A 7,658-nucleotide genomic window follows, 5' to 3' on the forward strand; every position below is an offset into this window, starting at 1 on the left:
CCCGGGCCCCCCCGCCGGTTGGCGGGGGGCGGGCCGGGCGGCGGCCCGCTCCCCAGGAGGGCGGGTCGACGGCAGACGGGATGGCTGACGAGTGGCAACGAGTGGACGTTGCGCATGTTCGATATGATCGCGATCCATGGCCGTTCGCGAGCTTGAACCCCGCACTCTAAACGTGTTTCTAGGATCCATGCGCCTATGGCGCGATGATCTAGAGCAAATAGAGTCAGTGATGCAAGAGGCTGCTGCGGAAGTATTTATTCTGACGGATAAATACCAAATAGACAAAGTCGCAGACCTTGCCCAATTAAAAGAGCCGAGGATCAAAAGCCTCCATTTCGTCGCTGAGGGTGGGCGCGTTCAACTAGTAATCAAAGGCTCTGGCGCGTACCTGCAAGTTCTTGATCCCAACTTGCAAGAACGTGGCATGGCGGCGGAGATTACCCAAATTGCGAATCGCTGCCGGAAGTTTGGCGGTGTACGCACAATGCGGTCATCCGCCTCGATAGCTGTGGTGACGGGAGTGCTCTCGGTGGCTGCCATTGCAATGACCGTTGTTGCCGTGGCGGGTGGAGTGGACTACGCGAGGCAAAACGACCTCCCCTCTGCTGTCGCCTGGCTTGCAATTCCTTCAAGCTTGGCCACCGCATCTTTGGGTTACCTCTATGCTCGCAACACTATAAATACCAGGACACGCGCGGAGGCTCCGCCGTGGATGAAGCGTAACGCGGACGCGTTGGTGACCAATGCCATCGTTAGCGCGATATTCCTATTCCTCGGCATTTGGATTGGGAAACTGACGAACTGAAATTCGCCTAAGTCGGGCATGCTCGGCAGGAGCGTTTCACGCCATGCTGTGTAGAGGGTGGCGAAGGGGTAGGATCCAAATCCACGGTAGTGGGAGGCTGTCAATTGGACGAAGCGTTTTGGCTGGGACTGGCTCTTGCTGTACCGCTTTCGATATTCGCCAATCTAGCAACGGGCCCGACGCAAAAGCTGCTCTCACGTTACAGTGATAGCTATAAGGCGCGGCAGCTTGAACGCAAGACGAAGGAGAGAGATGAAGTCCGGCATCTAGCACCTGAAATGCTGACGTGGCGATTCTTTTTTACGTTATTCCAGCTATTCAGGCTACTTATAGTTGGCCTAGTTTCAATCTCGATCATATTTATTTCAACGCTGTTGCCTTCTGGTATTTATTCCTTCCTTTACCTAGCTTTTGGCGTGCTGGTTGCGGGGGGTAGTCTTATGCTCGCAATGGGGCGGATTCGCAACGCGGTGCGGCAGTACTTCGCGATGTTGGACGTGATCATTGATAGGAACCGAGAAGAACTCGATCATCTCCGCGCCGAGGAAGCAAGGCTGTCTCGCGCGAGGGACGTTAGAGGTGAACCGCCAGAAGAACTCGGTGGGGCACCCATAGGCGCGCCAAGCTAAGGGCTGCTGCTGCCCGTCGGCGCACCTCACGAGCCACCGGCCACCTTCGGCGTTTTGGGGCGCACAGGGGGCACAAGACAGCGTGAAACGTCGTCAACCGGCGACCAGCGATGGCAGCCTGAGGCGGCGCGTGAGCAGGTGTCGGGCACCGTTCCCGCTGGTGAGCAGATCGCGCCTTTTAGTTCCGCTTCAACGTCTGACTGGGCGTTTTGATCGTTTCTGCCTGGGATCGACGGCATTCGGCTTGCTGGCTGCCAGGTCAGCAAGCCGACGACTCGTGGCTATCCGCACTATTTGCCCTGACTGATGTCGCATCGATATGCCAGCTTCGTTCCGCGGAACGCGTCTGGTTCAGAAAAGCACTCGTATCGTCGGACTGCGGGTGCGATCCACTGCAACTCGTCCACAGTAGACCTATGCCATGGTTGAGCGACCGGCTTACCCCTCCGACCTGTCCGACGCCCGCTGGGCGCTGATCGCACCGCCCCTGAACGCCTGGCGTCAGGCCCGCACCGACGCCGGCGTCGGCGGACGCACCGCCACCCACGACCTCCGCGAGATCGTCAACGCCATCCTGTACGTCAACCGCACCGGCATCGCCTGGCGCTACCTGCCACACGACTTCCCGCCCTGGCAGACCGTCTACGGCTACTTCACCGCCTGGACCACCGACGGCATCTTCACCCAGCTCAACTACCAGCTCACCGGACTGACCCGCACCAAGGCCGGACGCACCGCGCAACCGTCGGCCTGCATCATCGACAGCCAGAGCGTGAAGACCTCCACCAAGGCACCCCTGCCCACCCAGGGCATCGACGCCGGCAAGAAGATCGTCGGACGCAAACGCGGCATCATCACCGACACCCTCGGCCTCCTCCTCGCCGTCGTCGTCACCGCCGCCAGCACCAGCGACAACACCATCGGCATTGACCTGCTCGACCAGGCCAAAGCCACCCACCCCGCCCTGGCCAAGACCTGGGTCGACGCCGGCTTCAAGAACAAGGTCATCGAACACGGCGCCACCCTCGGCATCGACGTCGACGTCGTCACCAAAGACCCGCAGGCCAAAGGATTCTCCGTGGTCAAACGCCGCTGGGTCGTCGAACGCACCCTCGGCTGGATCATGCAACACCGACGCCTCGCCCGCGACTACGAAGCACTACCCGACAACTCCGCCAGCATGATCCGCATCGCGATGATCGACAACCTCACCAAACGCATCGCCGACGAAACCACCCCAACCTGGCGAGACACCTGAAGACAGCATCACTCGCAAAATACGTGAATCAGACGCCCTCTGACACCTGACTTGAGTGACCAACTGGGTGACGATGCGGGCGAGCAACGATGGACCCGTGGACTGCCGTGGATCGGCCGGGCAGTTCAGCCCTGCTCCTGGCGCAGCTCATCGACGGCTGTTAGTTCCTTCAGATCGAAGCAGTAATGCCCCCAGATTCCCTTATCCAGTCGAGGCCATAGGTTTCTAGGGCATAGGCGACTGTTGCCATCCAAAGCGGACTGCATGCTCCGCCGAGACATTCATTCTTGGTCGCAACGGCAGACCACTCAACTCCTTCAAGCGAGTCAGTGCTTCGCCAAGATACACGCCACCGGCTTCCATCAATCAAAGCTATATCTGAAACAACCCACTTGAAGGAGGATTGCGGGGTGGGTGTGGATTTTCGTTCACCTACTAAGAATATGACCCACCCTGATGGCAGGTTCTTTACGTCGCCGTCAGAAATCAACCGATAGCGAGGGGGCGGTGCTTCAGTAATTACAGAAAGGCGATTGATGGAAAGCGTCGTTCCCTCCGATGGGCGGCTGACGACCGCAACCACGATCGTTCCTGCAGCAGCAATCGTCGCCACTGCTATCGCCTGCCAAAGGCCGAAAACGCGAGTAAGCCGGCTTTCGTCCGCGCGTCGTCTGCTTCTGCTCACTTAGGCTCCCAGGAGAGTATGCGCAGCCATCCTAGGCGACGGTTACAACTTGATCGGACGGTTCAGGTGAGGAGCGGCTCTGAGATGTTCCTCGATTCTGTTGCCTCGTACCGGGTGGCTGCGAGACGGCAGCCGACAGCAACGTTGACAGCGACATGGCGAGACGAGGGCAGCCCTGGACGGCGAGGGATGGACCCTCGCCCGAGGTCGCGGATGCGGACAGACCCGGCCGGATGGAGCGCCCAGAACTTGTAAGCGAGAGGTCCGGGCCAGACAGAGTCAGCAGGAAGTCAGCAAGCCGGACGAGCAAGGTCGGCAGCGGTTGGCACTGGACGGCAACCTGCCTGACCCCAACGACAGTCGCTGGCATCGATCGGCAAGCGTCCACGGCCCCGAGCCGCCTTTGCAAGGCAGGGGCGGTGACGGTTCCATCCAGACGGCAAACTCTCGGCATGAGTTACGACCTGGCGGTGTGGGAGGGCGCGGAGCCCGGAGACGACGTTGAAGCCGGCACGGCCTACGACCAGATCTACGAGGAGTACATGGAGGGTGAACAGTTCGATCCGACCCCGCGCATCCGTTCCTACGCGGAAGCGCTAGCCGACCGCTGGGACGCCATGACTGGCGGCAGTACCTCTAGCTGCGGCTCGCTGCTCAATGACGCGTCTGGGCCGATGATCTACCTGACGATGCCCTACTCAGTAGCCGGAGAGCTGTCGGCCGAAGCCGCTAGGCTGGCCGCCGAGCATGGCCTTGTCTGCTATGACCCGCAGTCGGAGCACCTACGGCCAGGACATCAGGATTAGGCAGCGCCCCGGGCCACCCACGGCCCACCAGCCGGTGCAACGCCAGGCCGAACCAGGCCACCAGGGACCATGTCGACCCGGCCGCCGCCGTGTAGGGCAGCGAGAAGGCAGCGAAAACGCCGTCGCCAGGCGACAACCGATCGCAGGGGTATACATGGCGGCCAGGGTCAGCGGCACGGAACAGCACCGGACGACACCCGATGATGCTGCGTGCCCGCGTTCACACCGAAGAGGTCGAGCGCCAGATGGCTAGATTCAGCATCAAGATCACGCCGTTCGCGGGCCGTCTAACGGGGGCCGGCGGTGGCAAATGATGACCAACCATGGCTAGCGCCGGTCCAGGTCGAAGCGTGTCTCGTCCAGTTCGGATGCCTATGCCCGGCACCGTGACCAATATAACGCCAAGTGGTAACGCTTACTCCTGCGGCGGGGGAGTGAGCCAGGCCAGGGGTTGTCCGCTGAGAGCGGCGTCGGCAAGCCGGTGGGCGCTGGCGGTCTTCAGAGCGGCTCGCGAGCTGTCGATCCAGCGCTGCACGTTGTCGATACCTTGATGGCGGTACTCGACGGCTTGGACGAGGCACTCCAGCTTGTCAGCGTCGCGAGCGACGACAGCTTCTAGTGTCTCGCCAGCTTCGTATTCGGCGACTGCGGCGGTGATGACGTCGGCGACGGCCGGTGGACAGGTGGCCACCTGGTCGGCGGTGACGGCGGTGCTGGGTACGGCGGTGAGATAGCGCTTGGCGATGTGCGGGATGTCGGTGATCCGGGTTTCCTGGGTGTCGTGCAGAACGCACAGCATCGACACCCGGGCCGGGTCCGCGCCCTCCATAGCGGCGAGCATCATTCCGATGAGCGCCGTTCGGAACGAGTGTTCGGCGATGGATTCGGGGTGCTTGACGCCAGCGAACCACCAGCCGGTCCGGGCGGCGCGTTTGAGGACGCCAGCTTCGAAGATGAAGTTCATCGCTCCGCCGGCTTCGTGATCGTCGGTCATCTGCCCGTCCCTGTGCCGGTGAATCCGTCCGCCCGCAGGCTGTAGACGATAGAGGTTAGTTCCTGCCGCGACTGCGCGGAGATCCGGTCACTGTCCAGGAGCAGCGGGACACTGCGGTCGAGGAGCGCCCTCGTTGCGGCGAGGTCGTCGAGAGCGAGGCCGCGTCGTGCGGCCAGCAGAGCCCAGACGTTGTGGATGTTGAGATCGACGAACGGATGCCCTGGATCGAGGCGCTGGACCAGGTGCCGAAGAAGGATTGAGCCACGCCAGTCAGCGAGCGCTTCGGGCATGAAGGAGTCGTCGCGGTGGCGGTACGGGATCTCGCCCACCCAGTAGGCCGAGTAGTTGAGGGCTGCTCGCTCGCAGGCGTCGTCGGGATGTGCGCGAGCGATGAAATCCCGTAACGGTTCAGGGTCGCCCTGGTTAGCGAGGGACGTGACGACGGAGCGGGCGTCGGGCCACAGCGGCGACCAGGTGCGAAAGGTGGTCGTTCGGTGTGCTCGGGTGGTGGTCTGGGTGAGCCAACCTGCTGCTGCCTTGGTGGGGTCCATGCCGGCAAGGAAGCAGGCTTGCCGGTGTAGCAGCACGTTCCGATGCCGTCCGGCTGCGGCGCGATCGGCGAGCACGTGAAGGTGAGCGAAGAACGCACGTTGCTCGTCGACGGGCAGGGTCGGCCCGGATGCGACTGGACCCCGCCGGGGAGGGGCGATGGGTAGTCCTCTGGCGAAGGTCGGTGTCTGCCCGAGGACGGCCCAGAGGATCAAGTCGGTCAGACGGTGGGTGAGTACGGACCAGCCCAGCGGCTGTTCGGCGATGTCGCAGCGGTCCACATGTTCGTTGAGGACCGCGGCGAGGATGAGATCCGCCTCGGCGGCATCGTCAAGTGCTGCGAGCAGGAGTGTGTTCGCGCCGAGCCGTCCGAGCCGGCGTCGGACGGCGATCGCCTGCCCGAGCGGTACCGCGGTGAATGGCCGGCGCCCGGATTCCCAGCTCTGTACGGTCACGCGGTCGACGTCCAGGTCGACGGCGAGCTGCTCCTGGCTGAGCGGGATGGACTCCCGGATCAGCTTGAACAGGTAGCCGGTCACCTCGCCGCGATGCGGTACCGATCGTCCGGGACCTCTCATGCGTCATCCCTACGTTGACCCGTGGTCGACGTTTCGCCGTGAAACCAATGCTGCGGCAGCTCGTCTGGCCTGCTCACTCGTACTGCGGGTGAGTCCAACCGCCGTTGTCGTGATCGTAGCGTCGCAGTTACCGAACGTTCCAGATTCGGTCCCGTCGTTTCGGGGTCGGCCATGGAGTGCTGCCCGGTGGAGGGAGCCAGTGATGCGGGACAGGACACCACCACGGCGACGAGTGACCTACGACCAGTACCTGATCGCCGTCGCGATGACCCTGGCACGGCGACACCGCCCGGCTTGGTCGTGGCGGAAGTGGAGCTGGATCTGCCGCTGCGGGGCGGAGTTGCCCTGTCGCATCCGACACCGCATCCCGATCAACCGGGGGCACTGGCCCGTCGAGGAGGAGCAGTGAGTAAGGAGGTGGAGCGGCAACTCCTGGTCGTATGTCTACTCCGAAAAGACGACCTTTGTAACGGCTGCCGGGTGTGGTGGTCGCGGCTCACGTCGTACCCATGCTGGCAGGTGGATCGGGTAACCAGCCGGCGGGCGCGGTTTCTGGTGACGGCGCTGCTCGGAGGCCGCGCATGACCACGCACGGCCCGGTGCTGCCGATTTGGAGCTGCAGCGGCTGCGATGCGCCCTGGCCCTGCCGCGCGCGGCAGCGCGAGCTACGCGCCGAGTTCGACGACGCTCCGATCTCTCTGGCCCTCTACCTAGGCGCCCAGCTGGTGCGGGCCTCCGAGGACCTGACCTGGGTGCCGGCGGCGGCGCTGCACAGACGCTTCCTCGGCTGGCTTCGGTGAGCATCCTGCGGCCCGGCGACGAGAAGTTCCACTACAGCGACGGCTCGCACAGGTGGATCCCACCGGACCCGGACTACGACCAGGAGGTCTGGGACGAGCAGATCCACCAGCACAAGCAGAGCCATCTGAGGAACGAGCGCCCGAAGGTCCGCATCCAGCGCCTCGTCTGACGCCAGCAGTACAGCAGCGAAGTACAGCAACCGTGCCAGCCGAACAGAGCCGAGAGGCGCGCCAACAGGTCGCCTGACCTCGCATCGAGCCCGACGCGACCGGCCTGCCGAGAGTTCACACCGAAGAGGTCGCTGGTTCGATACCAGCATCGCCCGCTCTCAGTTTGTGCAGGTCAGAAGCCCGTTACCGGAGTAGCCGGTAACGGGCTTCGTCGTACCTGCCGCTTACATTGGGAGCAGATTGGGAGCGGCGGTGTGTAGCGTGATTGAGCGCGGCCGCGGCGATGATCGCGGGCCTGCCCTCTGGCACCTGGCCCCCTTCGGGCTGGCTGGGCCGGTCGGTGGTCCGGCTGGGGACCACCTCCGGGGTCACTTTGGGAACCT

The 7,658-nt window shown here is 63.1% G+C and carries 10 protein-coding genes; 7 read left to right on the forward strand and 3 right to left on the reverse strand.

Annotated elements, in window-relative coordinates:
• Positions 1-136: 136 nt before the first annotated feature.
• The 3 genes from AB0J68_RS22380 to AB0J68_RS22390 all read left to right on the forward strand — a co-directional run bounded on the left by AB0J68_RS22380 (position 137) and on the right by AB0J68_RS22390 (position 2,692).
• On the forward strand, positions 137-805 hold the full coding sequence (locus AB0J68_RS22380; protein ID WP_363940362.1) for a hypothetical protein: 669 nt from the start codon (positions 137-139) through the stop codon (positions 803-805).
• Between the two features lie 104 nt (positions 806-909).
• Positions 910-1,434 (forward strand): hypothetical protein, encoded by a 525-nt coding sequence (locus AB0J68_RS22385; RefSeq protein ID WP_363940364.1) that lies wholly within the window; start codon positions 910-912, stop codon positions 1,432-1,434.
• A 421-nt stretch (positions 1,435-1,855) separates the two neighbouring features.
• Positions 1,856-2,692 carry an IS5 family transposase gene (locus tag AB0J68_RS22390; protein WP_363940366.1) on the forward strand — a complete coding sequence of 279 codons (837 nt, stop codon included), beginning with the start codon at positions 1,856-1,858 and terminating at the stop codon, positions 2,690-2,692.
• Positions 2,693-2,861: 169 nt separating this feature from the next.
• Here the strand turns inward: AB0J68_RS22390 and AB0J68_RS22395 are convergent, their stop codons facing one another.
• Positions 2,862-3,377, reverse strand: a complete 516-nt coding sequence (locus tag AB0J68_RS22395; protein WP_363940368.1) for a hypothetical protein — start codon at positions 3,375-3,377, stop codon at positions 2,862-2,864.
• A 452-nt stretch (positions 3,378-3,829) separates the two neighbouring features.
• Between AB0J68_RS22395 and AB0J68_RS22400 the strand changes: the two genes are divergently transcribed.
• Positions 3,830-4,183: a hypothetical protein gene (locus AB0J68_RS22400; protein WP_363940370.1), complete on the forward strand. Its 354-nt coding sequence runs from the start codon at positions 3,830-3,832 to the stop codon at positions 4,181-4,183.
• A 415-nt stretch (positions 4,184-4,598) separates the two neighbouring features.
• On the opposite strand, the gene AB0J68_RS22405 is transcribed toward AB0J68_RS22400, so the two are convergent.
• Both AB0J68_RS22405 and AB0J68_RS22410 read right to left on the reverse strand, forming a co-directional pair.
• Positions 4,599-5,177 (reverse strand): HD domain-containing protein, encoded by a 579-nt coding sequence (locus AB0J68_RS22405; protein ID WP_363940372.1) that lies wholly within the window; start codon positions 5,175-5,177, stop codon positions 4,599-4,601.
• Positions 5,174-6,304: a helix-turn-helix transcriptional regulator gene (locus AB0J68_RS22410; RefSeq protein WP_363940373.1), complete on the reverse strand. Its 1,131-nt coding sequence runs from the start codon at positions 6,302-6,304 to the stop codon at positions 5,174-5,176. Before AB0J68_RS22410 ends, AB0J68_RS22405 begins: the two co-directional genes overlap by 4 nt.
• Before the next feature lie 202 nt (positions 6,305-6,506).
• On the opposite strand from AB0J68_RS22410, the gene AB0J68_RS22415 reads away from it, so the two are divergent.
• The 3 genes from AB0J68_RS22415 to AB0J68_RS22425 all read left to right on the forward strand — a co-directional run bounded on the left by AB0J68_RS22415 (position 6,507) and on the right by AB0J68_RS22425 (position 7,274).
• Positions 6,507-6,713 (forward strand): hypothetical protein, encoded by a 207-nt coding sequence (locus AB0J68_RS22415; RefSeq protein WP_363940374.1) that lies wholly within the window; start codon positions 6,507-6,509, stop codon positions 6,711-6,713.
• A 172-nt stretch (positions 6,714-6,885) separates the two neighbouring features.
• On the forward strand, positions 6,886-7,104 hold the full coding sequence (locus AB0J68_RS22420; RefSeq protein WP_363940375.1) for a hypothetical protein: 219 nt from the start codon (positions 6,886-6,888) through the stop codon (positions 7,102-7,104).
• The gene (locus AB0J68_RS22425) at positions 7,101-7,274 is read left to right on the forward strand and encodes a hypothetical protein (RefSeq protein WP_363940376.1); all 174 of its coding nucleotides are present in this window, start codon (positions 7,101-7,103) and stop codon (positions 7,272-7,274) included. Before AB0J68_RS22420 ends, AB0J68_RS22425 begins: the two co-directional genes overlap by 4 nt.
• Positions 7,275-7,658 lie beyond the last annotated feature (384 nt).

It is taken from the genome of Micromonospora sp. NPDC049580, assembly GCF_040675595.1.
In the GTDB taxonomy this organism is placed as follows: Bacteria; Actinomycetota; Actinomycetes; order Mycobacteriales; family Micromonosporaceae; genus Micromonospora.

Coding starts and splice junctions, on each gene's coding strand:
- AB0J68_RS22415 (WP_363940374.1), top strand. CDS start 6,507: ATGCGGGACAGGACACCACCACGGCGACGAGTGACCTACGACCAGTAC.
- AB0J68_RS22390 (WP_363940366.1), top strand. CDS start 1,856: ATGGTTGAGCGACCGGCTTACCCCTCCGACCTGTCCGACGCCCGCTGG.
- AB0J68_RS22400 (WP_363940370.1), top strand. CDS start 3,830: ATGAGTTACGACCTGGCGGTGTGGGAGGGCGCGGAGCCCGGAGACGAC.
- AB0J68_RS22380 (WP_363940362.1), top strand. CDS start 137: ATGGCCGTTCGCGAGCTTGAACCCCGCACTCTAAACGTGTTTCTAGGA.
- AB0J68_RS22410 (WP_363940373.1), bottom strand. CDS start 6,304: ATGAGAGGTCCCGGACGATCGGTACCGCATCGCGGCGAGGTGACCGGC.
- AB0J68_RS22420 (WP_363940375.1), top strand. CDS start 6,886: ATGACCACGCACGGCCCGGTGCTGCCGATTTGGAGCTGCAGCGGCTGC.
- AB0J68_RS22405 (WP_363940372.1), bottom strand. CDS start 5,177: ATGACCGACGATCACGAAGCCGGCGGAGCGATGAACTTCATCTTCGAA.